The organism is Psychromonas algicola (assembly GCF_004378355.1).
In the GTDB taxonomy this organism is placed as follows: Bacteria; Pseudomonadota; Gammaproteobacteria; order Enterobacterales; family Psychromonadaceae; genus Psychromonas.
In genome coordinates, this window is the sequence record NZ_SNUB01000003.1 from 45,998 (window position 1) to 71,269 (window position 25,272).

The 25,272-nt window shown below is 35.9% G+C and carries 24 protein-coding genes and 1 tRNA gene; 16 read left to right on the forward strand and 9 right to left on the reverse strand.

Annotation, left to right across the window (positions count from 1 at the left end):
• Positions 1-129 precede the first annotated feature (129 nt).
• From fabV to E2R67_RS02170, 3 genes are all read left to right on the forward strand, one after another.
• Positions 130-1,326 carry an enoyl-ACP reductase FabV gene (gene fabV / locus E2R67_RS02160; RefSeq protein ID WP_134289300.1) on the forward strand — a complete coding sequence of 399 codons (1,197 nt, stop codon included), beginning with the start codon at positions 130-132 and terminating at the stop codon, positions 1,324-1,326.
• Between the two features lie 135 nt (positions 1,327-1,461).
• Positions 1,462-1,538 (forward strand) — tRNA-Pro (locus E2R67_RS02165).
• 35 nt (positions 1,539-1,573) lie between these two features.
• Complete coding sequence (locus E2R67_RS02170; protein ID WP_134289301.1) at positions 1,574-2,533, forward strand: KpsF/GutQ family sugar-phosphate isomerase; 960 nt, start codon at positions 1,574-1,576, stop codon at positions 2,531-2,533.
• A gap of 96 nt (positions 2,534-2,629) precedes the next feature.
• Here the strand turns inward: E2R67_RS02170 and E2R67_RS02175 are convergent, their stop codons facing one another.
• Both E2R67_RS02175 and rsmD read right to left on the reverse strand, forming a co-directional pair.
• A complete protein-coding gene (locus tag E2R67_RS02175; protein ID WP_134289302.1) occupies positions 2,630-2,893 on the reverse strand; it encodes a DUF1145 domain-containing protein in 264 nt (87 codons plus the stop codon).
• Positions 2,894-2,896: 3 nt separating this feature from the next.
• Positions 2,897-3,502 (reverse strand): 16S rRNA (guanine(966)-N(2))-methyltransferase RsmD, encoded by a 606-nt coding sequence (gene rsmD, locus E2R67_RS02180; RefSeq protein ID WP_134289303.1) that lies wholly within the window; start codon positions 3,500-3,502, stop codon positions 2,897-2,899.
• 96 nt (positions 3,503-3,598) lie between these two features.
• On the opposite strand from rsmD, the gene ftsY reads away from it, so the two are divergent.
• The 7 genes from ftsY to E2R67_RS02215 all read left to right on the forward strand — a co-directional run bounded on the left by ftsY (position 3,599) and on the right by E2R67_RS02215 (position 10,054).
• Positions 3,599-4,882, forward strand: coding sequence for a signal recognition particle-docking protein FtsY (ftsY, locus tag E2R67_RS02185; protein ID WP_134289304.1), 1,284 nt, complete (start codon positions 3,599-3,601; stop codon positions 4,880-4,882).
• Positions 4,879-5,562: a cell division ATP-binding protein FtsE gene (ftsE, locus tag E2R67_RS02190; protein WP_134289305.1), complete on the forward strand. Its 684-nt coding sequence runs from the start codon at positions 4,879-4,881 to the stop codon at positions 5,560-5,562. Before ftsY ends, ftsE begins: the two co-directional genes overlap by 4 nt.
• The gene (ftsX, locus tag E2R67_RS02195; RefSeq protein WP_134289306.1) at positions 5,552-6,544 is read left to right on the forward strand and encodes a permease-like cell division protein FtsX; all 993 of its coding nucleotides are present in this window, start codon (positions 5,552-5,554) and stop codon (positions 6,542-6,544) included. Before ftsE ends, ftsX begins: the two co-directional genes overlap by 11 nt.
• A gap of 133 nt (positions 6,545-6,677) precedes the next feature.
• Complete coding sequence (locus tag E2R67_RS02200) at positions 6,678-6,998, forward strand: hypothetical protein (RefSeq protein WP_134289307.1); 321 nt, start codon at positions 6,678-6,680, stop codon at positions 6,996-6,998.
• Between the two features lie 109 nt (positions 6,999-7,107).
• The gene (rpoH, locus tag E2R67_RS02205) at positions 7,108-7,956 is read left to right on the forward strand and encodes an RNA polymerase sigma factor RpoH (RefSeq protein ID WP_134289308.1); all 849 of its coding nucleotides are present in this window, start codon (positions 7,108-7,110) and stop codon (positions 7,954-7,956) included.
• Positions 7,957-8,028: 72 nt separating this feature from the next.
• Positions 8,029-8,871 (forward strand): prephenate dehydratase, encoded by an 843-nt coding sequence (locus E2R67_RS02210; protein ID WP_134289309.1) that lies wholly within the window; start codon positions 8,029-8,031, stop codon positions 8,869-8,871.
• Positions 8,872-9,130: 259 nt separating this feature from the next.
• The gene (locus E2R67_RS02215) at positions 9,131-10,054 is read left to right on the forward strand and encodes a dienelactone hydrolase family protein (RefSeq protein WP_243836929.1); all 924 of its coding nucleotides are present in this window, start codon (positions 9,131-9,133) and stop codon (positions 10,052-10,054) included.
• A 76-nt stretch (positions 10,055-10,130) separates the two neighbouring features.
• Here the strand turns inward: E2R67_RS02215 and trmA are convergent, their stop codons facing one another.
• A complete protein-coding gene (gene trmA / locus E2R67_RS02220; protein ID WP_134289310.1) occupies positions 10,131-11,234 on the reverse strand; it encodes a tRNA (uridine(54)-C5)-methyltransferase TrmA in 1,104 nt (367 codons plus the stop codon).
• A 177-nt stretch (positions 11,235-11,411) separates the two neighbouring features.
• On the opposite strand from trmA, the gene murI reads away from it, so the two are divergent.
• Complete coding sequence (gene murI, locus E2R67_RS02225; RefSeq protein WP_243836930.1) at positions 11,412-12,245, forward strand: glutamate racemase; 834 nt, start codon at positions 11,412-11,414, stop codon at positions 12,243-12,245.
• 47 nt (positions 12,246-12,292) lie between these two features.
• On the opposite strand, the gene E2R67_RS02230 is transcribed toward murI, so the two are convergent.
• Positions 12,293-13,003: an rRNA large subunit pseudouridine synthase E gene (locus E2R67_RS02230; RefSeq protein WP_243836931.1), complete on the reverse strand. Its 711-nt coding sequence runs from the start codon at positions 13,001-13,003 to the stop codon at positions 12,293-12,295.
• Between the two features lie 291 nt (positions 13,004-13,294).
• On the opposite strand from E2R67_RS02230, the gene E2R67_RS02235 reads away from it, so the two are divergent.
• From E2R67_RS02235 to E2R67_RS02250, 4 genes are all read left to right on the forward strand, one after another.
• The gene (locus E2R67_RS02235; RefSeq protein WP_134289312.1) at positions 13,295-15,523 is read left to right on the forward strand and encodes an NADP-dependent isocitrate dehydrogenase; all 2,229 of its coding nucleotides are present in this window, start codon (positions 13,295-13,297) and stop codon (positions 15,521-15,523) included.
• Positions 15,524-15,899: 376 nt separating this feature from the next.
• Positions 15,900-17,303 (forward strand): ATP-binding protein, encoded by a 1,404-nt coding sequence (locus tag E2R67_RS02240; protein WP_134289313.1) that lies wholly within the window; start codon positions 15,900-15,902, stop codon positions 17,301-17,303.
• Between the two features lie 9 nt (positions 17,304-17,312).
• Positions 17,313-17,981, forward strand: coding sequence for a response regulator (locus E2R67_RS02245; protein ID WP_134289314.1), 669 nt, complete (start codon positions 17,313-17,315; stop codon positions 17,979-17,981).
• Positions 17,982-18,154: 173 nt separating this feature from the next.
• Positions 18,155-18,958 (forward strand): EF-hand domain-containing protein, encoded by an 804-nt coding sequence (locus tag E2R67_RS02250; protein ID WP_134289315.1) that lies wholly within the window; start codon positions 18,155-18,157, stop codon positions 18,956-18,958.
• 70 nt (positions 18,959-19,028) lie between these two features.
• Here the strand turns inward: E2R67_RS02250 and E2R67_RS02255 are convergent, their stop codons facing one another.
• Both E2R67_RS02255 and E2R67_RS02260 read right to left on the reverse strand, forming a co-directional pair.
• Complete coding sequence (locus E2R67_RS02255; protein WP_134289316.1) at positions 19,029-19,949, reverse strand: DMT family transporter; 921 nt, start codon at positions 19,947-19,949, stop codon at positions 19,029-19,031.
• Positions 19,950-20,284: 335 nt separating this feature from the next.
• A complete protein-coding gene (locus E2R67_RS02260) occupies positions 20,285-20,971 on the reverse strand; it encodes a DUF3334 family protein (protein WP_134289317.1) in 687 nt (228 codons plus the stop codon).
• 489 nt (positions 20,972-21,460) lie between these two features.
• Between E2R67_RS02260 and E2R67_RS02265 the strand changes: the two genes are divergently transcribed.
• The gene (locus tag E2R67_RS02265) at positions 21,461-22,480 is read left to right on the forward strand and encodes a TolB family protein (RefSeq protein WP_134289318.1); all 1,020 of its coding nucleotides are present in this window, start codon (positions 21,461-21,463) and stop codon (positions 22,478-22,480) included.
• Positions 22,481-22,524: 44 nt separating this feature from the next.
• Here E2R67_RS02265 and E2R67_RS02270 read toward each other — a convergent pair whose 3' ends face one another.
• The 3 genes from E2R67_RS02270 to E2R67_RS02280 all read right to left on the reverse strand — a co-directional run bounded on the left by E2R67_RS02270 (position 22,525) and on the right by E2R67_RS02280 (position 25,230).
• Positions 22,525-23,412: a LysR substrate-binding domain-containing protein gene (locus E2R67_RS02270; protein WP_134289319.1), complete on the reverse strand. Its 888-nt coding sequence runs from the start codon at positions 23,410-23,412 to the stop codon at positions 22,525-22,527.
• 188 nt (positions 23,413-23,600) lie between these two features.
• A complete protein-coding gene (locus E2R67_RS02275; RefSeq protein WP_134289320.1) occupies positions 23,601-24,266 on the reverse strand; it encodes a TenA family protein in 666 nt (221 codons plus the stop codon).
• A gap of 13 nt (positions 24,267-24,279) precedes the next feature.
• Positions 24,280-25,230 (reverse strand): ABC transporter substrate-binding protein, encoded by a 951-nt coding sequence (locus tag E2R67_RS02280; RefSeq protein ID WP_134289321.1) that lies wholly within the window; start codon positions 25,228-25,230, stop codon positions 24,280-24,282.
• Between the last annotated feature and the right edge of the window lie 42 nt (positions 25,231-25,272).

The window sequence follows — 25,272 nt, forward strand, 5'->3', positions numbered from 1 at the left end:
TTTGGCATTTTGTTTGAGAACAGGTATATTAGCGATAATTTTTTACTTACGCCTTTGATTTATTAATAGCCTTACGTTTAATTGTTAGGTTTATATTAAAGGTTTCAAATACCATAAGAGCGAAAAAATATGATCATTAAACCAAAGATCCGTGGCTTTATTTGTACTACTACGCACCCAACTGGCTGTGAAAAAAACATTCAAGCACAAATTGCATACACAAAAAAACAAGGCAAAATTGAAAAAGGTCCTAAACGTGTATTAGTAATTGGTTCTTCTGCTGGTTACGGTATGTCTTCTCGTATTGCTGCTGCATACGGAAGCGACGCATCTACAATCGGTGTGTTCTTTGAGAAACCAGCAACAGATAAAAAACCTGGTTCAGCTGGTTGGTACAACAGTGCTGCATTTGAAAAACAAGCTAAAGCAGATGGCCTATACGCTAAAAGTATTAATGGCGATGCATTCTCAAATGAAACTAAGCAATTGGTTATCGACACAATTAAAGCAGACTTAGGTCAAATTGACGCGATTATCTATTCAGTTGCGGCGCCAGTGCGTAAATTACCTGATACAGGTGAAGTGATCCGTTCAAGCCTTAAACCAATTGGTGAAACTTACACATCTACTGCAATCGATACTAATAAAGATTGTATTATCGATGCCTCTGTAGAGCCTGCAACAGAAGAAGAAATTGCAAACACTGTTACCGTGATGGGTGGACAAGATTGGGAACTTTGGATAAATGCATTGGCAGACGCTGGCGTATTAGCTGAAGGTGTTAAAACGGTTGCTTACTCATACATTGGTACTAAATTAACATGGCCTATCTACTGGGATGGCGCATTAGGCAAAGCAAAATTAGATTTAGATCGTGCTTCTGCTGCAATCCAAGCTCAATTAGCCTCTTTAGGTGGTGAAGCTTATGTTTCAGTTCAAAAGAGTGTAGTAACGCAAGCGAGTTCTGCAATTCCAGTGATGCCTTTATACCTTTCTATGGTATTTAGAATCATGAAAGAAAAAGGCTTGCATGAAGGTTGTATGGAACAGATTCACCGTTTGTTCACTACACAATTATTTAAACAAGATGGTAGTGCGCCAACCACTGACGAAGCTCGTCGTCTACGTCTTGATGATTGGGAACTTCGTGATGAAGTTCAACAAGCATGTACAGAACTATGGCCAAAAATCACAACAGAAAACTTATTTGAATTAACAGATTACCAAGATTACAAAGATGAGTTTTTACAACTATTTGGGTTTGGTGTTGATGGCGTTGATTATGATGCTGAAGTTGATCCATTAGTTGAATTTGATTGTTTATAATCAATAGATTACTAATGTTTTAAATATAAAATACCTGCTCTATGCAGGTATTTTTTTATCTCATCGTAACGCACCGTATTATAAATATTAGTTTTTTGTTGCAACTTAATACTAAATAACTAAAATTGCTGTCATCGGTATGTAGCGCAGCTTGGTAGCGCACTGTCATGGGGTGTCAGGGGTCAGAGGTTCAAATCCTCTCATACCGACCAATGCTTTTTATTTTCCTCCATATAAAGGAAGTTTCATGTCTCGTTTCTCATTGCCAGAATCACAACTATTAAAAGAAGTTAAAAATGTTTTTGAAGTGCAAAGTGCTGCTATTACTGCACATAGCAAGCAAATAGGAGAAGACTACCTACAAGCTTTAGCATTGATGAAAAATTGTAAAGGACGTGTGATTGTTTGTGGAATGGGTAAATCAGGGCATATTGGTAAAAAAATAGCGGCAACATTAGCTTCTGTAGGAACGCCATCATTTTTTATGCATCCTGGTGAAGCGTTTCATGGTGACTTAGGCATGGTAACTGCGGGTGATGTTTTACTACTCATTTCATATAGTGGTGAAACCGATGAGCTATTAAAAATCATTCCTTCTATCCAACACTTTGGTAATAAAATCATATCGATCACTGGAGGTAAAACGTCTACCCTAGCGAAGCATTCTGATGTGGTATTAGACGCAAGTATTGAAAAAGAAACGTGCCCTAATAATCTTGCTCCAAGTACTTCAACGACGTTAACCTTAGTGATTGGTGATGCATTAGCCAACACGCTAACATTAGAAAAAGACTTTAGCCCGATGGACTTTGCTCGTTTCCATCCAGGTGGTAGTTTAGGTAAGCGCCTACTTACTTTTGTGCGTGATGAAATGCGTAGTGAAAACCTACCCATTGTTGCTGCAGAAACGTCATTAACCGATGTATTAATGGTGATGACTGAAACAAGAACTGGTTTGGCAATTGTACTAGAAAATGATGAATTAAAAGGGGTGATCACCGATGGTGATGTGCGTCGTTTCTTGATTTCTGGACAAAGTATTGTTGACAGCCAAGCTAAACAATTGATGAATACGACACCTTGTTTGATTTCTGCTGATGCTCGCTTAACAGAAGCGGAAGAGCTAATGCGTGAAAAGCACATCAAATGGTTAGTAGTCAGTAATGATAATAAAAAAGTGGATGGCATTATTGAATGGGTTAAATAACCCTGTATTTTTATTGTTAGACTTAAAAAACCAAAAAGTCACCAGAGAGGTGACTTTTTAATTTTATGGTTATTTATCGTTCTTAACTCATTTTTATCAGGCTAAACGGCCTTTTAATTCCCACATTTTAAACACACCAAAGAAAAAAATAGAAATCGCCTCTTTTTTGGAGAGTTCTAACTTTTCTCCAAAAGCACCATAAACCACTAGTAGTTGGATAAGGTGCATAACAGCAACAAAAGCGAGTAAAAAATAAAATGCCATTGCCGCTTTACCAGGGAAAGGCATAAATAAATTAGCGATTAATAACCCCCAAATAATTAACATTAATCCTTTAGCAAAAGTAATGAAATAAGACATATTTTATCCTTTACTGAATAATTGGTAACGAACTTGGCCTGAAGTTTTTTCTTTTAATAAAGACCAACCCTCTGGAAATTCAATCGTATTGAGCGTATTTTCGACTTCTACATAAATAAGGCATTGATCTGCTAAGTGATCTTGAGATGCTAATTGATCAATACAAGGTTGCGCTAATCCTTGATTAAAAGGAGGATCAATAAAAACAACATCATATTTTATTGTCGCTGTTTGCATTAAATACTGTAATGAATCTGTTTGAATGATTTGTGCATTGTCTATTTTTAATGTGTTTAGGTTTGTTTGTAGCTGATTAGCAACCTGTTTATCTAATTCCAAAAAAGTACAATATTTTGCATAACGAGATAAAGCTTCAAAACCTAAGCTACCACTTCCACTAAAACAATCTAAACAATTCGCATCTCGAATATCGTGCATCAACCAGTTAAAAAGGGTTTCTTTGGTACGATCAGTTGTAGGTCGTAGACCTTGTTTATCCTTAACAGGCAACTTTTTTCCTTTCCATTGGCCTGATATAAGTCGAATAAATCCATCTGTCATTGGTTTTCTGCTTTTTTCTTGAGTTGAAGCTCGATGATTTTTACGCATATAATTTTTTAGTCCGGCAAGATAGTGTTAATATAGCAGTTCAATACCCTCGCTATTTTAGCAGGCTAATCAGGTTGTTAGTAAGGTTTTTAATTAATGTCGAATAAGAAAGGAATGTTTTCGTGGTTTTCTAAGAAACCAGAGCAGGAAACAGAAGAGCAAATAGAAGCTAGAGCACAGGAATCATCAGATGTTGAAGAGGTTTCAGCTGTAGTTAATGAAGATCTTGAAAAAGCAAAACAACTTGCTGCATATAGAGAAGCTGAAAAATTAGCTGCACAGGCTGCTGCTGATTTAGCCGCTGAAGAGCAAGCAACTTCAATTAAAGCAGAGGAAATTGCTGTTGCAGAAGAAGCTGTCGAACAACAAACGGCTCAAGAAACTAACAATAATCAAGCAGTTTTAAGCTCAGAGCAAAAAGAAGCTGAGCAATTAGGTTTTTTTGCGCGTTTTGTGCAAAAGCTAAAAAGAACGCGTCTTAACTTTGGTAATGGATTATTTTCATTATTTAAAGGCAAAAAAATAGATGATGATTTATTCGAAGAATTAGAAGAACAGTTGATTATTGCTGATATTGGTGTTGAAACCACCACTCGTATTATCGAAAACCTAGTGGAGCACGCCGATAGAGCGCAACTAAAAGACGCTGAAGTCCTATATGATTTATTGAAAAAAGACTTATCAAATATCTTACTTGAAGTTGAACAGCCTTTAGTAATTGATGAAACTAAAAAACCTTACGTTATTTTAATGGTAGGGGTGAACGGTGTGGGTAAAACGACCACTATCGGTAAGTTGGCTAAAAAATTCCAGAATGAAGGTAAATCAGTCATGTTAGCGGCGGGTGATACTTTCCGTGCAGCCGCTGTTGAGCAATTACAAGTTTGGGGAGAGCGCAATAATATTCCTGTTATTGCACAACAAACCGGAGCGGATAGTGCTTCTGTATTATTTGATGCAATGGATGCCGCAACGGCTCGTGGTATTGATGTATTAATCGCCGATACAGCAGGGCGTTTGCAAAATAAAGATCATCTAATGGGCGAACTTGCAAAAGTTGTGCGTATTATGCGTAAAAAAGATGAAACCGCCCCTCATGAAATTATGTTAACTATTGATGCTGGTACAGGTCAAAATGCAATTAGCCAAGTTAAATTATTCCACGAAGCGGTTGGTTTGACTGGTGTTACCTTTACTAAATTAGACGGTACTGCAAAAGGTGGGATTATTTTCTCAATTGCAGATCAGTTTAAATTACCTATTCGTTATATTGGTGTCGGTGAAGGTATTGATGATTTACGTGAATTCAATGCTAACGAATTTACCGAAGCGCTGTTTTCTAAAGACAATGATGCTGACCAAGATGAGAGTAATCAATGATATTGTTTGAAGGAGTAAGTAAGGTCTATGCGGATAGTCAAACTGCTCTGAGTCAGGTTGATTTCCATTTAAAACAAAAAGAAATGGCCTTTTTAACTGGGCATTCAGGCTCAGGTAAAAGTACCTTATTAAAGCTTGTTAGTTTGATGGAGCGACCAACAACTGGCCGCATCATTTTAAATGGTAATGATATTAGCCATCTTAAAGGTAATGATATTCCTTATTTACGCCGTCATATCGGAATGATCTTCCAAGATCACCGACTATTAATGAATCGTACCGTTTTAGAAAATGTGGGGTTACCTTTATTAATAGAAGGTTATAACCGTCATGAGATAAAAAAACGTAGTTTAGCTGCGCTTGATAAAGTAGGGCTAACAGGTAAAGGTAATAGTTTTCCGATTAACTTGTCTGGTGGTGAGCAGCAACGCGTTGGTATTGCCCGCGCTATTATTAATAAACCGCCTTTATTATTAGCCGATGAGCCAACGGGTAATTTGGATCCTAAACTCTCTGTTGAGATTTTAAATTTGTTTGAGTCATTAAATCAATCGGGTATGTCTGTGTTAATTGCAACCCATGATCTAGGTTTGATTGCTAAAATGCGTTATCGCACTCTCACTTTACGTGAAGGTGAAATGATTGATGATGGTTTGTTAGGAGGACGTAATGAGTACTAGTCCAAGAAAGCATAAAAAATCATCTGCAGTTTCACCACGTATTAGCAAAGTCTCTTACTTTGGACGTATTAAAGCGTCTATTGTGCAACATGTTCAACAGCTTTCATCAAGTTTCTTTGAATTATGGAGGACGCCTGTTGCCACGTTGATGACCATTTTAGTATTAGGGATTGCTTTATCTTTGCCTACCGTTTTCCATGTAATGTATAAAAATATGGAACGCGTAACAGGACAATGGGATAGTGCTTCAGAAGTCAGCCTTTTTCTAAAAAAAGGAATTTCAGAAGAACGTATACAGGTATTAATCAATAAACTAGGTTTATACGAAAATATTGAGACAGTGACTTATATTTCAAATCATCAAGCGCTACAGGAGTTTAAAGATATTTCTGGCTTCTCAAAAGCGTTAGATCATTTAGATGAAAATCCATTACCGGCAGTTTTAGTTGTTGCACCAGTTAAATCTGCGAGGAATGCTGCTGGTAGTAAGTTGCTCGTTGCAAAATTAGAGCGAGAACAAGATATTGACTTAGTAAGAGTCGATATTGAATGGATCGAAAAGTTACAAGCTATCTTTTATCTTGTCGTTGATATGGTAATAGGTATTGCTGCGTTGTTATTACTTTCAGTATTATTAATTGTAAGTAATACCATCCGCCTTAATATATTGAACCAGCGGGCTGAAATAGAAGTATTGAAATTAGTGGGAGCAACCAATCGCTTTATTCAATTACCTTATATTTATATTGGTGCGTGGTATGGATTTTTAGGCGGTGTGATTGCTTGGTTTTTTTCTTTAATTTTAGTTTTCTGGTTACACGCAAGTGTACTCAGCTTAACAAGCATTTACCAAGTTGAATTTGAAATAATGTCACTTACTTTTAATGAATCTATTGTTTTAGTTATTACCGGCGCAGTACTAGGTTTTGTGGCTTCATTTATTTCAGTAAAACAGTATCTTGTACAGATTGAACCAAAGTGATGAAAATATCTATTAAGAGGTAGTAAATAAAAGTGAAATGCAAGATTAGTTGCTTGATTTCTTACTCTTAGCATGTAATATGTGACTTGCCTCACGAATTATCCTGTGGCAAGTTTGATATTAGGTGTCTTATATGAAAAATGTTGATATTAAGTTGCTACCCATTTCTTCTCCTATTTGCCAAGTATTAATTCAAGAACAAATTGCCCTTCAAGAAGACGCTTCACTCGATAATTCAATTAAAGATTGTAAAGAAATGTTGGTGATCCGTATTGATGGTAACCTCGTATGTTATGGAACTTTTGATCTATTCGATGGTCAGATTATGCGTATCAACAATTTACATTTTAGAGATATATTAAAAAATCATACGGTAGCGCAGTACTGGTTATCTCGTTGTATTAAACGAAAGCTTGAAAAGAAATGTTATTTTAATTTTTTGATAGCCAGTTAACCTTATTTTTTAGGTTAATTATTTTATTTCTTATTTGCTGTTGTATAATAAGCCAGTTTTCTTATAGAAAATTATCATTCTCAAACTTCAAAGTATTTAAAGGTGAAACATGAGTGAAACAATAAATTCAATGAGTCTAGTGCCTCAAGGAAGTATTGGTGCCTATGTTCAATCTGTAAACTCTTTTTCTAAGCTAACCGCTGAAGAAGAACAAGAGTTAGCAGAACGTCTATTTTATAATGGTGACTTAGAAGCTGCTAAAAAGCTGGTTATGTCACATCTGCGTTTTGTTGCTTATATTGCTAAGAGTTATGCAGGTTATGGATTAGCGCAAGCTGATTTAATTCAGGAAGGTAACGTCGGTTTAATGAAAGCAGTTAAACGCTTTGATCCAACCGTTGGCGTCCGTCTTGTTTCTTTTGCTGTACATTGGATTAAAGCTGAGATTCATGAATATGTAATTCGTAATTGGCGTGTTGTTAAAATAGCAACAACCAAAGCACAACGTAAACTATTCTTTAACCTACGCAAATCTAAAAAGCGTTTAGGTTGGTTTAAAAAAGAAGAAGTTGAAGCGGTTGCGCAAGAATTAAATGTAAGTACTAAAGATGTACTTGAGATGGAGTCTCGCTTAAACGCGCAGGATCATTCATTTGATTTGAGTGTGAATGATGACGATGATAATAACTTTGCTCCAATGCATTTTCTTGAAGATAAAACGGCGAGTGTTGAAGCTCAAGTTGAACAAGAAAATACGGAATCTCACACTAAGAATAAATTGTACTCTGCTTTATCTACATTGGATGAGCGTAGCCAAGATATTCTAAGTTCGCGTTGGTTAAGTGAGCCCAAAGCAACGTTACACGACTTAGCTGCTCGTTATGGTATTTCTGCTGAACGAGTTCGCCAACTAGAAGCTAACGCGCTTAAAAAATTAAAAACCAATATGGATTTTTAATTTCTAATTAAATAATGACAGGCTTCGGCCTGTCTTTTTGATCTACTCCCTCTTTGAACAACTCGGTATTTTATGCTTACTATTGCGACACTTGGCCCTAAAGATACATTCTCAGATCTCGCTACTAAGCAGTACATCAAAGTAATACAAGCTCAAAGTACTGAACAAACTACACAAATCCAGTATTATGCGACCTTGTCGCAGACTTTTGAAGCAATTGGCAAAGATTGTCAACTTGGTGTTTTGCCAATTGAAAATCTTTCTGAAGGTTATGTGCAAGTTGTCTTAGATAAGTTATTAGATACTCAGTTATCGGTTATCTCCGAATTACTTTTACCTATTCAATTTTCATTTGTAGGCTTTTGCGAAGAGTTATCTGAGCTGACCGATTTATATGTGCAGTTTGTTGCACATGGTCAATGTTCTGAGTTTATTAACAGCCTAGAAGGAGTGAAGATACATACTACACAAAGTAATATTGAGTCCTTAGTACTTGCTAAACAACAAGGTCATTCAGCAGGCGCTATTATTCCTCAACATGCACTTACACAAGCGAGTGATGCAAAGCTCGTGGATAATGATGTTACTAATTACGCAAATAACCAAACGCGTTTTTTAGTACTATCTGAAAAGTCTCAAGATCGCATTCAAGATAAACAATATAAAACAACGTTGGTGGTGAATAATAAACAAGATTGCCCTGGAGTGTTAGGTCATATCGTTAATGCTTTTGCTTTGCAAAAAGTAAATTTAACGTCGATTATGTCTCGTCCAACACGTTCTCAGATTGGTAACTATCATTTTTTTATCGATGTTGATGGACATCAAGAAGATACGCACATTGCAGCTGCGTTAGAGCAAATACAGCAACAATACGCGGTGACTGTGATTGGCTCTTATATTAAAGCGAATTAATTATTGTTAATCGCTAAATTAGCTAAAATCATCAAAGTGGATTTTGGTTCACTCTATTTCATTTAAATTATCAACTTGCAACTCCTCTCTCATTATTCGTCTAAATAGTAATCAATCGCGATTAATTATTTTACAATTATTCAAAAAGCCTATATGGTTTGAACGAGTGTTATTTTTAACAGGAAAGCGTTTTTTGTGTAACTATTATTTAACAAAATGCTTTTTTAAACATCAATCTTTTAATAGTGAGAGCATGACTATGAGTAATGTAATGAAACCATCGCAACTACAAACTGAATCACAAAACACAGTTCAAATACCTCAAGAAGCATTTGATTGGTATGATGAATATGCACATGGTGATATTGACCGTCGTACTTTCTTAGCAAAATTAGCGGGAATGACAGGTGCAACAGTAACATTAGCAATGCTTTCATCTGCTTTGCTACCTAACTATGCACTTGCAGAGCAAGTTTCTTTTAATGATGACTCCATTACTGCATCTTACTTAAATTTCCCATCACCTAAGGGACATGGAGAAGGGCGCGGTTACTTTGTAACACCTAAAAAAGTGAATGGTAAATTGCCTGTTGTTTTAGTTATTCATGAAAACCGTGGTTTAAACCCATACATTAAAGATGTTGCTCGTCGTTTGGCTAAGGCTGGATTTATTGCTTTTGCTCCTGATGTGTTGCACCCATTAGGTGGTTACCCTGGTAACGATGATGAAGGTAAGAAAATGCAAAGCTCATTAGATAAAGCAAAAGTAGAGCAAGACTTTATTGCGGCAGCAACTTTCTTAAAAGCACACCCACAAAGCTCTGGTAAATTAGGCGCTGTCGGTTTCTGTTTCGGTGGTTATATTGTTAATATGTTAGCTGCAACGGTTCCTGATGTTATTGATGCTGGGGTACCTTATTACGGGACACCAGCAAAAGCTGAATTAAGAAAAAATGTGAAAGCACCATTATTAATTCAATTAGCTGAGCTTGATAAGCGTGTAAATGGTTACTGGCCTGAACATGAAGCAGATTTGAAAAAATACGGTGTGGACTATGAAATGCATATGTATAAAGGTGCAAATCATGGCTTCCATAATGATTCTACTGGCCGTTATGTACCTGAAATGGCAGATCTTTCTTGGGATAGAACATTGAAATTCTTCTCAAAAAATTTAGCTTAATCAACTACAAGCAAATAATTTTAAAAACAAAAAGGGCTGAATGCAGAAAGTATTCAGCCCTTTTTATTTAATTTTTTTATTTTCTAACTAAAAATACGCCAGCTTCAGTGTGGTGTGTGTAAGGAAACTGATCAAACAGAGAAAATTTCTTGATATCATGAGTTTGAGTAAAGACATCAAGGTTATCTTTTAAGGTTTCAGGATTACAACTGATGTAGAGAATGTTGTCATAATTTTGCACCATTTTTACCGTTTCATCATCCAATCCTGCGCGTGGGGGATCCACAAAAATGGTATTACATTGGTAGCTTGATAAATCGACATTTTTTTCTTTTAAACGATTAAATTCACGTACACCATTCACTGCCTGTGTAAATTCCTGTGCAGACATGCGAATAATTTTTACATTATCAATGTTATTAGCCGCAATATTAAATTGTGCAGAATTTACCGATGGCGTTGAAACTTCTGTTGCTAATACGCGATTAAAGTTTTTCGCCAATGCCAAAGAGAAGTTACCGTTACCACAATAAAGCTCCAATAAATCGCCTTCACTATTTCGAGTGCATTCAATGGCCCATTCCAACATATTGATTGAGACTTTCGCATTAGGTTGGGTAAAGCTATTTTCAACTTGTTGATAAATTAATTGTTGTCCATCAACATTGAGTTTTTCAATAACAAAGTCATTATCAACGATAAACTTCTGTCTTCTTGCTCGACCAATAATGTTAATTTTAAACTGTTTTGATAAGCGTTGTTTCAGCGCGTTGATGGCAGTTAACCATTCATCATCCAATGGCTTGTGATAAAGCAAACTCACCATTATTTCACCGCTTAAGCTTGATAGGAAGTTAGCTTGGAAGAGTTTATAGCGTAAAATAGGCGAAACTTTAAGTTCTTCTACTAAACGTGGCATTAATTCATTAATTAAGGTGCTAGCAGGTAAAAATTGTTCAACGCGAATACGGGCTTTAGTCTCTTGATCTGTCATATAAAAATAAAGATCTTCATCTTCATGCCAAACACGGAATTGGCTGCGCATACGGTAATGTATTTTTTCAGATGAAAAACACTCTAATTCAGGTAATTCAAAGGTTGAAAAGAGTTGAGTGAATTGCTCTTTTTTAGCATCTAATTGTGATTCATAATTATCCGGATCAACAAATTCTAAGCTCATTTTTACCTCTGTATTCTAACGCTAACATTTACTATTTTATTAATAGCACTCAAATGGAGGGGCATTCTAAAACAGCAAGTGGCGCTTGGCTAGATAAGTCCTGACATTTATTTATTTCTTTCTACTTCAGTTACAGGCTAAAATACTTTTTTTGCCAAAGAAGCCATTAAGGAATACATGAAAATGCCTGCAAAACGCGTGCTTATATTTGATTCTGGTGTAGGTGGGTTATCCGTTTATGAGCAAATTATTAACATAAACTCGAATATTGAATGTCGTTATTTGTTCGATAATGCCTATTTTCCTTATGGTGAACTACCCAGAGAAAAGCTCGTCACTCGTATCACTCAATTGCTGACAGATTTCACCAAGCAATATCCTGCCGATTTAATTGTGATTGCCTGTAATTCTGCCAGTACTATTGCGCTGGATGATTTACGCAGTCATTTTAGTATTCCCATTGTTGGTGTCGTACCTGCCATTAAACCCGCAACATTTATCACAAAAAATAATGTGATTGGTTTGTTAGCTACACCGGGAACCGTCGAACGAGCTTATACAAGCACGCTGATCGAACAATTTGCTGCTGGAAAGAAAGTATTGCGTATTGGTTCAACTAAGTTAGTGACACTCGCAGAAGATAAGTTGATGGGCAAAGTCGTTAAACAAGAAGAATTTAATAAAATACTCGCACCTTGGTCATCAGCTGAACTAAAAGATATACCTGATACTCTGGTATTAGGCTGCACGCATTTCCCATTATTAAAAGAGGAAATAGCGGCTTGTTTTACAAAACCTATTCAGTTAGTTGATTCAGGCGAAGCCATTGCTTTACGTGTGCGACAGTTGTTAGCTAATAGCTTAATAAGCAATGAAAAGGGTGAATTTAAACAACCGTTATTGCACCAAGCTTTTTATACAAAAGCCTTTACTAACTTAACTCATTTATCTGCCTTACAAAAAAGCTTTATGACTTATGGTTTTGAAAGCCTGAGTTTTTTCGATTGTTAATAATTAGTAAGTCTGAGCAATGTTAGTTTTGATTTTACAATTAAAACTTATTTTTTAAGTACAGTATAAGTACCGTTCTTAAGCCCTTTAATTGTCCACTCTCCAACGGAGTAACGAATCAATCGTAATGTAGGAAAGCCAATATTCGCTGTCATGCGGCGTACTTGACGATTACGACCTTCAGAGATAGTTAAGCTGATCCAGGTAGTTGGAATATTCGCTCGTTCGCGGATAGGTGGATAGCGCTCCCAAATATCTGGGTTATCCATAATTTTTGCTTTTGCAGGTAAAGTCAGTCCATCTTTTAATTCAACGCCGTTGCGTAATTTCTGTAAATCAGCTTCTGTTGGTACGCCTTCAACTTGCACCCAATAGGTTTTTTCTGTTTTTTTGCCTGGCTGAGTGATATCTGCTTGAAGCTTTCCATCATTGGTTAATACTAATAAACCTTCACTGTCTCTATCTAAACGACCTGCTGCATAGATATTTGGAATGTCGATGTAGTCTTTTAGGGTTTCACGATCACTCTCTGGATTACCTTCATCGGTGAACTGACTTAATACATCAAAAGGTTTATTGAATAAAACTATTTTCTGCATTGAAGCGGGTAATGCTTTTTTAGGAACAAAGGTCTTATGAGCTGCTTTTTTTACATTAAAATGCGAGGCTTTTTTGGGTTTACGTTTAGGTGTTGTTTTGGCCGTATTCTGGCCTGCTTTAAATGTGTTATTGGTTTTTTTTAATGGAGGTTTATTCACTTGTTGCCCTTTAAAGCAGTCAAAAAAAGCATTGTAACAGAATAATCTCTGTAAGCAGCGCATCTGTTAAATGCTTTTTTATCAATCCTTAATCGCTGTTCCTTTGAACACTAACAGGCATTAGTTCACAAATATTGATCACATTTTTACTTAAATCGCGTTGTTCGTGCTATGAAACTGGATAATTTTCATATTTTCGATATGATATGCGCGTAATTATTACGTAACAATTTGATAACATTTTTTTACGTGATTGATTCACTTCATAATCTTTATGTTAAAGGGAATAAAATGACAGATAAATCAGCAAAAATCATCTATACACAAACAGATGAAGCACCAGCGCTTGCAACTCACTCTCTATTACCTATTGTTAACGCATTCACTAAAGCCGCAAACATTGTTGTAGAAACGCGCGACATTTCTGTAGCTGCTCGAATTATTGCAAACTTCTCTGATAAGTTACCGCCAGCACAGCAGCAAGCTGATACGTTATCTGAATTAGGTGATTTAGCAAAAACACCTGATGCAAACATTATTAAATTACCGAATGTAAGTGCGTCAATTCCACAACTACAAGCGGCAATCAAAGAATTACAAGAGCATGGTTATGCATTACCAGATTACCCTGAAGTGGCAACAACTGCTGAAGAAAAAGATGCACAAGCGCGTTACGCTAAAGTATTAGGTAGTGCAGTTAACCCTGTATTACGTGAAGGTAACTCAGACCGCCGTGTTGCAGACGCTGTTAAACAGTATGCACAAGATAACCCACATCGTATGGGGAAATGGTCTAAGGATTCTAAATCACATGTTGCAGACATGACTGACGGTGATTTCTACAGCTCTGAGCAATCAGTTGTATTAGGTCAAGATGACGATGTTAAAATCGAATTCACTAATAAAGCGGGTCAAACTACCGTATTAAAAGCTTCAACACCGGTATTAAAAGATGAAGTGATTGATTCATCTCGCATGAGCGCTAAAGCGTTACGTGCTTTCTTTGAAAAAGAAATGACCGATGCTAAAGAAAACAACATCATGCTTTCACTACACCTTAAAGCAACCATGATGAAAGTGTCTGATCCAATTATGTTTGGTCACGCTGTAACGGTTTACTTTAAAGATGTATTCGCTAAACACGCTGACTTATTTAAAGAGTTAGGTGTTGATGAGCGTAACGGTCTAGGTGATGTATACGCTAAGATCGCTAATATCGATGCAGCTAAAAAAGCGGAAGTAGAAGCAGATATCCAAGCGGTTTATGCAACTCGTCCTAGTTTAGCAATGGTTGACTCTGATAAAGGTATCACAAACTTACACGTACCAAGTGATGTGATCATCGATGCATCTATGCCTGCTATGGTTCGTTCTAGCGGTCAAATGTGGAATGCAGAAGGTAACCTTGAAGATACTAAAGCATTAATCCCAGATCGTTGTTACTCAGGTATCTACGAAGAAACAATTAAATTCTGCCGTGAAAACGGTGCCTTTGATCCTGCCACTATGGGTAACGTATCAAACGTCGGTTTAATGGCTCAAAAAGCTGAAGAATACGGGTCACACGATAAAACATTCCAAATCGCTGAAGCAGGGACGGTTAACGTTATCGATTCTGCAGGTAATACACTGATGTCTCACGATGTTGAGCAAGGTGATATCTGGCGTATGTGTCAAGCTAAAGACGTTCCAATTCGTGATTGGGTTCGTTTAGCAGTTAGTCGTGCACAAGCAACTGGCCAACCAGCTATTTTCTGGTTAGACGAAAACCGTGCTCACGATAAAAATTTAATCGCTAAAGTAAATACTTACTTAAAAGATCACGATACTACTGGTTTAGATATTCAAATTTTATCACCTGTTGATGCATGTAAGTTCTCATTGCAACGTGTTAAAGAAGGTAAAAATACTATCTCTGTCACTGGTAATGTTTTACGTGATTACCTAACAGATTTATTCCCAATCTTAGAATTGGGTACAAGTGCTAAAATGCTTTCAATTGTTCCATTACTTAATGGCGGTGGTTTATTTGAAACAGGTGCTGGTGGTTCTGCTCCTAAACACGTTCAACAATTTGTTGAAGAAAACCACTTACGTTGGGATTCACTAGGTGAGTTTTTAGCATTAGCAGTGTCCATTGAAGATATTGCTGCTAAAACGGGTAATGAAAAAGCAGTTATTCTAGCTGAAGCATTACATGTAGCTAACGGTAAATTCTTAAAAGAAGATAAATCACCTTCACGTAAAGTGGGTGAGTTAGATAACCGTGGTAGCCATTTCTACTTAGCAATGTACTGGGCAGAAGCGCTTGCTACACAAACTAAAGATACTGAGTTACAAGCACAATTCAAACCATTCGCTGACGTGCTATTAAGCAATGAAGCCGTTATTGTAAAAGAGCTTAACGATGCACAAGGTGTTGCAGTTGACCTAGGTGGTTATTTCGATACTGACCCTGCTAAAGTATCTGCAGCAATGCGTCCAAGTAAAACATTAAATGCTGCAATCACGGCAATTTAATTCTATTTTTAATACTAATTAACGAGTATTGAATTTAGTTTGAATTTCCGGCAACAGCCTTTTAAAAACCCATTAAGTGATTCACTTAATGGGTTTTTTTATAGTTAAACTATTGATTATATGAAGTGTTTGCATTCGTTTATAAAATAAACAAATGTTAATTTGTCATTGTCTTTACTAGTGGTTTGATACTATTGCTGTTAATTATTAAAAAATGAGATTTATTTTGGTAAGTTTCCTGTAAAATTAAAAAGTAATCGAATTTTTAACCCTGTTTTTAGGTTACAGTTATGACCTAACTTTATTTTTTGTTATTTAAATTAGCAAAAACAATTAGCTTATTATTTTAAAATGTACGCTCAGCAAAGGATTTTTAATGCGTCTAACTTTGTTCAAAAAGATTTTAATCGCAATGCTTTTTATCAGTACCTCTATGGTTGTTGGTATGGCGTGGTTAATTAATTCAAGTTTCCAAACCGGACTTCAGAATTATTTGAACCAGGGCGATGAAGAAAAATTGCAATTAGTTGCAGAGCAGGTTGCGCCTTATTATTCCATTGAATATGGATGGGAAAAGTTAAAACCAGACTCTTGGTTTATGATCTTAGAAGACGTCTTTGCTCGACCAAAAAAATGGTTAAAAGAACCTGCAAAATCTCGAGCTAACTATATTGACCGTTTAAGTAAACGTATTGAACTAGTTGATCTTGAATCAAAATTTATTTTTAAAAATCGTAAGTTAAGAACAAGCTTAGATTTAATTAAAGTACCTATTCAATACCAAGGTGAAGTGGTTGGCTGGGTTGTGACTAAAAAACATAACTCAATGTCTGGTGCGTTAGAGCAAAGTTTCTATCAGCAGCAACAAAGTAACTTTTTATGGATTGTATTATTGGTTGCGTTACTTTCATTCCTACTTTCTTGGATACTAGTGCATCATTTACTTACTCCTCTGAAACAACTTCAAAGTGCAGCAAATTCACTACAGTCTGGAGATTACTCAACTCGTATTGAAGTTAAAGGGGAAGATGAGTTGGCCGCATTGTCTTGTCGTTTTAATGAACTAAGCCGTAGCTTACTGCATCAAAAAGAATCTAGAGAGCAATGGCTTGCGGATATATCTCATGAATTACGTACACCTATTTCAGTATTAAAAAGTGAAATCGAAGCTATTCAAGATGGTATTCGTAAACCTGAGCCCAAGTACATTGATTCATTGCATAACCAAGTGCAAAACTTGAGTCAATTAGTTAATGATTTATACGAATTGTCATTATCAGACTCTGGTGTTCAATTTGACCTCTCTCAGCGTGTGAGCGTCAGTAATATATTGAAAACAAGTTGTGCTCAATACCAATTACGTTGCCAAGAAAAACAAATTGAACTGCAAACTTTTATTGATCCTAAGAATAAACACTGCATTCAAGGTGATAAAAAATCATTAACGCAACTTTTCTCAAACGTATTAGAAAATAGTTTTCGTTATACCGATGGCCCAGGGCAATTAAGAGTTCATTTAAGTAATAAAGATAAACAACTTTATATTTGTATTGAAGATAGTGCTCCTTGTGTACCAACAGCGGCATTACCTAAACTATTTGATCGCTTATTCCGCGTTGATGAGTCGCGTAGTCGTTTGAGCGGAGGCTCTGGTTTGGGATTATCTATTTGTAAAAACATAGTGCATGCTCATCAAGGTGAAATGACTGCAAATTATTCTAAATTAGGTGGTTTAGCTATTACCATTACTTTTCCATTAGCATCAGTTCAAGACCAATAAGGAATTAAAATGGCACAACATATTTTGATTGTGGAAGATGAGGAATCTCTGGCTCAAGTTTTATCTGAGTATATTTGCCAATCAGGTTTCACTGCAGATGTCATTAACGATGGTGCCGATGTCGTTGACTGGGTGAAAAGTAATTCAGTTGATTTGATCCTCTTAGATTTAATGCTTCCTGGAAAAAATGGATTAGATATTTATAGAGAACTACGTACATTTACTAATGTGCCTGTTGTCATGGCAACGGCTAGGATTGATGAGATAGATCGTTTAATTGGCCTCGAGTTAGGCGCAGATGATTATATTTGTAAGCCTTACAGTCCGCGTGAAGTGGTTGTTCGAGTTAAAAATATTTTACGTCGTACTGGCGAAGGTGGAAAAGTATCTGAGCACGTATTAAGTATTAACGATACAACCATGAAAGTGCTGGTAAAAGGTAAAGAGGTTATTTTAACCCGTGCTGAATTTCGCTTATTACAGCACTTCTATAAGCACCGCGAACAAGTCTTTAGTCGAGAGCAGCTTATGTCTCAAATCTATTCTGATAACCGTATTGTTACTGATAGAACTATTGATAGCCATATTAAGAATTTGCGTAAGAAAATTCAAGATGTGGATTCAGAAGTGGATTGTATCCAATCAATTTATGGTGTGGGTTACAAGTTCGCGCTATAAACTTTACTTCTTATCAATCAGCTTATACCTCCTATAGGCTGATTTTACTGCTTATGCTTTTTTTTTATAAAATATACTTATCCTTTATTTCTCCATATTTTCTCCACAATGAATCTCTATAGTCTCTACATCGGCTCAATGATGTGAGCCTTAATTTGAGAGAAGAGGTTAATATGAAAAAATTAATTATATTGGGCGGTGTTGTTTTAATGACTGCAAGTTCGTTTTCAATGGCGGGAAATGGCGGAAAAGGCAAGCCTACATTTGAAAGCTTTGATACTAACAGTGATGGTGTTATTACTTTAGCGGAAGCGAAAGGTCGATTTGCTAAACGTTTTGCTAATATTGATACTGATAATAGCGATACAATTACTAAAGCTGAATTTGATAGCATGATGGCTAACAAAGGCAATAAACAAGGCAAGTCTAAAAAAAGTGATAAACAAGGTGGTTTTAAAAAGTTAGATGCCAATAATAATGGTGAAGTAACTGAAGCTGAATTTAATGCAATGGTTGCAGCACAAAAAGTGAAACAGGCAAAGCGAATCGACAGTCGTCCTACTTTTGCTGCTTTAGATAAAAATAGCGATGGTGAGCTTTCTGCAGATGAACTAAAAGCAATGCGTGATCATAAAAAAGACCATAAAGGGCATAAAGGCGGCAAAGGTAATAAACACAATTACCCTGCATTTAAAACGCTAGATGCTAACGCTGATGGTCAATTATCTGAACAAGAGTATGCATTAATTACTAAAGCGAAAAGAGGCTCTAAATTAACTATGTTAGATGCTGATCAAAATGGTACTGTTTCAGAGCAAGAATTTAATGCAATGCTTGAAGAAAAACAGTTAAAACGAATTGAGCGCGAAGCAAATCGTCCAACATTTGCAATGATTGACAGCAATGATAACAGTGTAATTACTGAAGATGAATTCACAGTGTTTCAACAAAAACGTGCTTCAGAAATGAAAAAGTAAGTAAATTTTAATTTACTTAAACGTTTAAAGGCTTGGTGATTTAAATCCCAAGCCTTTTTCTTTTTAACGCTTATCGTTCGCCTAAACCGCTAAACCTTTTTATCCATTTATCTCCCCAATGATATAAAGATAAGGCGAATAAAATTAATGTACTTCCTATCAACAAATGCAGGCTTATTGTTTCATTATTAAAAATAACACCTAAGCTAATTGCAAAAATGGGTGTGATTAATGTCGTTAATGAAACGCTACTGGCGCTTAAATGCTGCAAAATATAATAGTAAGCAACAAAACCCACTAGCGATCCAAAAATACCTAAATAACTAATAGCAGAGAGAGCTTGGATAGACCAAGTGATGTCGTCTAGCATTTCGCCGAAACAATACCAAGTCATTAATAATAACAATGTAGAAACATATAAGGTGCCGATAGTGGTTGAGAATGCATGTATTTTAATCTCAATGGTTTTAACTAAGACGGCGCTTAAACAAAAACTAAAAACAGCCAATGTGATACAAGCCAGCCCTATTAAATAGTTGCTTAGATTGACATGAGACTGGTTAAGTGAAGCATTAATATTGTTATAGAAAATAATGCATAAACCAATAATTGCGAAACTTAAAGCAATCATTTTAACGCGACTAAAAGGATCTTCTTTTAATATTTTTTGAGCTAATAATCCAGACACTATAGGTGATAAACCAAACATCAAAGAAATCATACCTGAGCTAATATAGCGTGCAGATAAATAGCTTAATGTCATCGCAAAAAATACGCCAAGTGATGAATAACAATAAAGCTTAATAGCTTGTTTATGCAATGGTAAAGTTAATCGAGATGTGATTAAAACCACGCTCGCAATAATAGTTGCAATCAACATGCGTAAAAAGAGAGCAAGTAGCGGATCACCTAAACCATTACTCCAAACAATAGCAAGTGGGGTAGTTGACCAAACTAAAACAACACATAAAAATGCAACGGGAACATACATTAGCAACTCCTTATTAGTAAGAAGCAGTGCAAAAAAACGGAATGAGATTTAATAAAAGTAGACCGCAGTTTTCACACTGCGGAATATAAATTTATTTAGTAGACAGCAGGAAACAACAAAGCAATATTATTGATGCGTCGTAGCCAAAACTGAGTTGATTGTGTGATTTTCAACATAAGTGCCTAAGGAAAATAAATTGGACTTTGATAGTCTATTTTTATTTAAATGATGTCAATGGGTTTTATTTAAAGGAAGGATAAGTGATGTGGCACAAGATAAAAAAACCGCCATCGGGCGGTTTGATTCAGCAGTTTTATTTTACAAAATATAAACGATTAAATGCCTAATTCTGCGAGTAGATCTTCATCTGCACTTGAAGTCGCTTCAACCTGTTTCGGCGCAGCGGGTGCTTTGCTTTTTTCTTTTTCTTCTTCAAGTAAAGTATCTAAATCAAATTTTTCACGTTCTTCAAAGGTTGGTAACTTAATAAACTCTGTTTTATCCATGGCTAATTCAAGATAAAAAATATTGTTTTTTGAAGTAGAGAAGGTCACTCGACGCGCTTGAGGGCGATCTAAGTTAGTATCAATCGATAATAAAACTTGTTTATTAATGGTTAACATTTTTGGTTGGTTTTGAGTTATTGATGTATGTAGTTCATGGCCAATTGCACCAGTAAAATCACCCACCATTTGGTTCATTAACTCACCCATCACATCACTTACTTCATCGGCTGTGTGTGATGTCGCAAGTTCATTTGCAGGTAACCCCATATTAACCATGTAATCTGTGTACAGCTCCATCGCAGCTTCAGCGCTGAAGTTTAAAATGACTAATCCAGAGAAACCACCATCAAATAATACAAAACATCCAATATCGGGTTTTAAACAGGTTTTGTTAATTTTTTGTACCATTGCAGAATAATTAATCTCATGAGCCGTCGCACTGCTAAGTACTGACTTCATCGAGTTACATAAGACTAATAAGATATCGTCTGTTGTTATTATTTTTGTTTTAGCCATATCTGTTTATTTTTCCTAAAAACTAATTGAACAATTGTCCTCTTATCCTAGGCTATTATTGAAATATAGGTAGCTTTATATTGGATATTTTACAAAAATGTTAACAGGTTAGGCTTTTTATCATTAATCGGATAATTTTTAACAACTTAGTTTGTATTTATTATGAATCAAAAGGGCAGTGACCATTGCTGACAATAAATACTTTGCAACTCATGAGAGTGAGTAGATAGAAAGTGTCAAAATATAAGATTTAAAAGAAGATCGAATGAGGTTATTTTTTACTAATTCTTTTAAATTTGGTACATATAATATAGTTTTAAGGTGCTAAGGGAGTTAATTACTTTTTTTAGAAACCTCTTATAAAAAATTATTAATTAAGCAAGGCACATAGGTCGATTTACCTAATAAAATTAATGATGAAAATGCCGAGTTTAATCGCTTAGGAGCTGATGATGATTTGCGCGAAAAACACCGATTAACGGAAATTTTATGAATATTAATAAGTTTATTTATGATCGTTTGAAAAGCGTATTAGCGTTAAGCTTAATACTCTTATTGTTCTCTTGTGATGAGCAGTCGACAGAACAACCAGTGGAGCTAAATAATGATAGATCATTAGAGTCCACATTTCCTCTTAAAATACGCCAAGAAAATTATGGTGATTCGACAGTATTTTCTACACCAAGGCTTCAGTTTATAGCTAAACTCGGTTCAGATAAAAAAAATACACTTTGGTCTATGAAATTAGATGGCTCTGATCGCCGACAAGTAGCTAATTCTGAACTGATTTTTAATGGACAAACGATAGTACATACACCTATCCGTTCTCCTGATAATCGATATGTGGCTGTATCAATGGATGGGCCGGATGGTTTTTTTCGTGGCATCCTCGATTTAAAAGATAAAACAGCTACCCGTATAATGAAAGGAGGTGGTTATCCATTTTTTAATTGGACGTCTGATAGTGAGAATGTAATTTTTTATAGTGATGCAGAGCATTATAATTATCATTTGCCAACAAAGAATCTCACTAAACGACCTACTATTTACTCATCAGGACTGTTTTTGTTACCAGATGATAAAGAGTTTCTTGCGATGAAGAGCGATGGCTTTTGGATACATCACTTTGATGGAACAGTTAAGAAAAAGGTTAAATTGGATGTAGGAGAAAATCGTAGAATTAAATTCCCTATTATTTCTCCTGATGGGAAAATTATTTATTTTATTTCTGAAGGTAAAGGGCCAATACAATCTCATTGGGCTTCAGTGGATAGTGGAGAATTATTAGCTAGTGAAATATCTAAAGAGCTATTAGGTAGTTCTTCTGCTAAGCCTATATTTTCTGTAGATTTAGAGTCGCTATTGTTTAGGCGAGGTAATTATTATCGTCAAGTGAATCTTATAACCAAAGAAATAAAAGATATTAATATGAAGGAGTTGGGGTTATGGGAAATGTGGGGAATCGGTAAAATTTCTCTTATTAATTATACTCCGAAAACTGATTTCTAATTGAAGCTTAAATTGAATGCAATTTATTGTGGGTTTATTATGAATTAAAAGGGCAGTGACCATTGCTGACAATAAATAATAAATTCTTTTAAGATTGGGCTCTGATATTTGTCTTTATGCCATACCAAGTATAAATCTCGGGACATATCAATTTCGATAGGTAGAGTCACTAGTCTTTTATCCTGTAAGGCGTGCCTTGCCGCAGTGCGTGACATGCAAGATAAACCTAAGCCCGCTGCACTACAGTTAATAATTGCTTCTGTGGTACTTAGCTCAAAGGTGATGTCGAGTTCATTTAAATATTGTCCAATATGATGGATAAAAAAGTCGCGCGTTCCTGAGCCTTTTTCTCGTAAGATCCAAGATTGTTTATTTAAATCTTCAAGGGTGATTTTTTGTTTCTTTAATAGAGGGTGTTCAGGATTCGCAACAATCACCATTTCATCTTTTATCCAAGTTTCTGTATGTAATTGTTTGTCCACTAATAAACCTTCAACTAGAGCAATATCAAGTTCATAGTCTTTAAGCTTTTCTCCGATAGAGGTGCTGTTATCAATACACATATATTGGTCATGATGATCTTTGTTACTTCTAAACTGCGCCAACAAAATAGGTAATAAATGATTGCCTACGGTATTACTTGAGCCAATACGTATCTGACCTTGGAAGTTATGATTATCAAACAAACTGGTAATTGCTTGGCTACGTTCGATTTGTTCGTCGGCAAGGGGTAACAAAGCACTACCCATTTCATTCATTAATAAACGGTTATTTTTACGTTCAAACAGTTTGTGACCTAGCTGTTTTTCGAGTTCAGCTAACGCCATGCTCACTGCCGGTTTACTTAAGAATAATTTTTCAGCAGCCGCTGTTAAGGTTTTTTCTTGCGCAATAGTAATAAATACATGTAATTGTTTAAGGGTAATATTCATAAGCTGCCAAATGTCTGAAGTAAACGTTCTATTTTAATTAACCTGGTTAAGGAGAGTGTAAACTATTTTGAATGAGTGTAGGGCTTAAAGATTTGGCTTCTTGTTATTAAGGTCTAGTTAGTAGGTTAAAAACACGACATGCAATATGAATCACCGAGGATATTCTTACATGTCGTGTGAGTGGAGGCTTAGTTTTTTGCGTCTAAACCTTGCTGCCAGAAAGCGACTTCCATTCTGGTGGCTGTTTTAAATATCTTAATCAGACGCTGGCCACGTTCGCTGTGAATGTCTATTTCAGCTAATAGTTGATCAAAATGAGCGGTACTTTCTGCGACACTTTGTTGAAATTCATCACCGCCATATAACGCTATCCAAGTTGAAAACGGATTACCAACGTGTTTAGTACTTGGGTCTTTTGTCAATAAACGACCTATTTCAGCATAACCAATCGAACAAGGCGCAAGTGCTGCGTATAAATCCACAAGATCGCCGCTCATACCGGTATCTAAAACATAACGTGTATAAGCCACTGTGCCGTAGTCTTCATCTTCCACTTCTAAATCAGTTTCGGTTAATCCCCAATCACTACAATAAGTAACATGATGGTTAATCTCAAAGTCTAATAAAGCATGTACGCTAGGTAAGGCTCTACGCATATCTGCTAAGCTGTCGGCTTTATAAATTGCTAACGCATAAGCGCGTGCATAGTGTTTTAGGAATAAAAAATCCTGCTTCAGGTAATGTAAAAAACAAGGCTGCGCTAAACTGCCATTAGCTAGCTGCATAACAAAAGGATGCTGTGTATAAGCTTGCCAATCAGATTGGCAGCTTTTAATTAAATCTTGATGATTCATGATTTACTCGTTCTTATTCAAAGATAGGCATGTAGTTTTTTGCTTTTGGTAAGCGCTTGATAAGCTTGTTATCAAACATAAACTGCGCGTAATCATCGTAACGTTTTAAATCGATAGCTGCAGGGCGTAAAGCAAAACGCGTTAACGTATCACGCCATGCACGTTTATTTAGTTCATTGTTTAGTGTGTCAGGTGCGTAACTTACAAATTCTTCCCACGCTTGTTGTGGATGATTAACAATGTAAATAGTGGCTTGTTCGATAGCGGCATTAAAAGCGTTGATCATGTTTGCATCGTATTTATTGGCATTGGCTACAAAGATTAATTCATCGTAGGCAGGAACGCCGTGTTCTTCTGGGAAATATGCTTTAGCAGTAAATCCTTCAAGTGCTAACTGATTCGTTTCAAAGTTACGTAAACCACCCCAAATTGCGTCTACTTTGCCAGATGCAAGTGATGAAGAAAGCGCCCAACCTACATTGATAATATCTACGTCTTTATATTCCACATCGACAGTTGCTAACATTTTACCAATAATTGCTTCTTCACTACCTGAAATAGCGATACCGATCTTTTTACCTTTTAACGCTTTCAGTGAATCAATTTTTCCGTTATCTAACACCATTAATGTATTAAGTGGTGTTGCGATTAGGGTTGCAGAGCGTACTAATGGTAAACCTTCTGCAATATCAATAATTAAACTTGGTTGGTAAGTGATTGCTAAATCTACATTACCTGCCGCGACTAATTTAGCTGGTAAGCTTGGATCCGCTGGTTCTTGAATATCAACCTTTAAACCTTGTGCTTCAAAGTAACCACGTTGTTGTGCAATCACAATTGGGCCGTGATTTGGGTTAACAAACCAATCTAACATTAATGACACTTTTTGTGTATCCGCTTTTGCTGTGAATGAAAGCAGGGTACTTACTGCTAGTAATAAAGTTAAAATTGAGCTTTTTCTCATGTTGTGTACTTCCTTTTTTATTGTCTATTTGGTGTTTAATGG

Excerpts from the sequence above, each read along its gene's own strand:
- fabV (WP_134289300.1), top strand. The coding sequence starts at position 130 with ATGATCATTAAACCAAAGATCCGTGGCTTTATTTGTACTACTACGCAC.
- E2R67_RS02170 (WP_134289301.1), top strand. The coding sequence starts at position 1,574 with ATGTCTCGTTTCTCATTGCCAGAATCACAACTATTAAAAGAAGTTAAA.
- E2R67_RS02175 (WP_134289302.1), bottom strand. The coding sequence starts at position 2,893 with ATGTCTTATTTCATTACTTTTGCTAAAGGATTAATGTTAATTATTTGG.
- rsmD (WP_134289303.1), bottom strand. The coding sequence starts at position 3,502 with ATGCGTAAAAATCATCGAGCTTCAACTCAAGAAAAAAGCAGAAAACCA.
- ftsY (WP_134289304.1), top strand. The coding sequence starts at position 3,599 with ATGTCGAATAAGAAAGGAATGTTTTCGTGGTTTTCTAAGAAACCAGAG.
- ftsE (WP_134289305.1), top strand. The coding sequence starts at position 4,879 with ATGATATTGTTTGAAGGAGTAAGTAAGGTCTATGCGGATAGTCAAACT.
- ftsX (WP_134289306.1), top strand. The coding sequence starts at position 5,552 with ATGAGTACTAGTCCAAGAAAGCATAAAAAATCATCTGCAGTTTCACCA.
- E2R67_RS02200 (WP_134289307.1), top strand. The coding sequence starts at position 6,678 with ATGAAAAATGTTGATATTAAGTTGCTACCCATTTCTTCTCCTATTTGC.
- rpoH (WP_134289308.1), top strand. The coding sequence starts at position 7,108 with ATGAGTGAAACAATAAATTCAATGAGTCTAGTGCCTCAAGGAAGTATT.
- E2R67_RS02210 (WP_134289309.1), top strand. The coding sequence starts at position 8,029 with ATGCTTACTATTGCGACACTTGGCCCTAAAGATACATTCTCAGATCTC.
- E2R67_RS02215 (WP_243836929.1), top strand. The coding sequence starts at position 9,131 with ATGAGTAATGTAATGAAACCATCGCAACTACAAACTGAATCACAAAAC.
- trmA (WP_134289310.1), bottom strand. The coding sequence starts at position 11,234 with ATGAGCTTAGAATTTGTTGATCCGGATAATTATGAATCACAATTAGAT.
- murI (WP_243836930.1), top strand. The coding sequence starts at position 11,412 with ATGAAAATGCCTGCAAAACGCGTGCTTATATTTGATTCTGGTGTAGGT.
- E2R67_RS02235 (WP_134289312.1), top strand. The coding sequence starts at position 13,295 with ATGACAGATAAATCAGCAAAAATCATCTATACACAAACAGATGAAGCA.
- E2R67_RS02240 (WP_134289313.1), top strand. The coding sequence starts at position 15,900 with ATGCGTCTAACTTTGTTCAAAAAGATTTTAATCGCAATGCTTTTTATC.
- E2R67_RS02245 (WP_134289314.1), top strand. The coding sequence starts at position 17,313 with ATGGCACAACATATTTTGATTGTGGAAGATGAGGAATCTCTGGCTCAA.
- E2R67_RS02250 (WP_134289315.1), top strand. The coding sequence starts at position 18,155 with ATGAAAAAATTAATTATATTGGGCGGTGTTGTTTTAATGACTGCAAGT.
- E2R67_RS02255 (WP_134289316.1), bottom strand. The coding sequence starts at position 19,949 with ATGTATGTTCCCGTTGCATTTTTATGTGTTGTTTTAGTTTGGTCAACT.
- E2R67_RS02260 (WP_134289317.1), bottom strand. The coding sequence starts at position 20,971 with ATGGCTAAAACAAAAATAATAACAACAGACGATATCTTATTAGTCTTA.
- E2R67_RS02265 (WP_134289318.1), top strand. The coding sequence starts at position 21,461 with ATGAATATTAATAAGTTTATTTATGATCGTTTGAAAAGCGTATTAGCG.
- E2R67_RS02270 (WP_134289319.1), bottom strand. The coding sequence starts at position 23,412 with ATGAATATTACCCTTAAACAATTACATGTATTTATTACTATTGCGCAA.
- E2R67_RS02275 (WP_134289320.1), bottom strand. The coding sequence starts at position 24,266 with ATGAATCATCAAGATTTAATTAAAAGCTGCCAATCTGATTGGCAAGCT.
- E2R67_RS02280 (WP_134289321.1), bottom strand. The coding sequence starts at position 25,230 with ATGAGAAAAAGCTCAATTTTAACTTTATTACTAGCAGTAAGTACCCTG.